Annotated in this window: 1 pseudogene; it reads left to right on the plus strand. The window is 67.5% G+C overall.

Annotated elements, in window-relative coordinates:
* A pseudogene (locus tag ACPGXI_RS13670) lies at nucleotides 1–249 on the plus strand (dTDP-Rha--alpha-D-GlcNAc-pyrophosphate polyprenol alpha-3-L-rhamnosyltransferase); the annotation flags it as partial.

Here is a 249-nt window from a genome sequence, read left to right on the forward strand (position 1 = left end):
CGGCGCCAACCTCGGCTACGGCACAGCGGTCAACCGCGCCATCACCGAGTACGGATTGACTTCTCGCACAGAATTTTTGATCGTGGCCAACCCTGACGTGCAGTGGGGTCCGCGCAGCATCGACCTGTTGCTCGACGCCGCCGAGCGCTGGCCGCGCGCAGGGTCGCTGGGGCCGCTGATCCACGACCCGGACGGCTCGGTGTACCCGTCGGCCCGGCATTTGCCCTCGATCGTTCGCGGCGGAATGCA

Source organism: Mycobacterium sp. (assembly GCF_049608025.1).
Taxonomy (GTDB): Bacteria; Actinomycetota; Actinomycetes; order Mycobacteriales; family Mycobacteriaceae; genus Mycobacterium.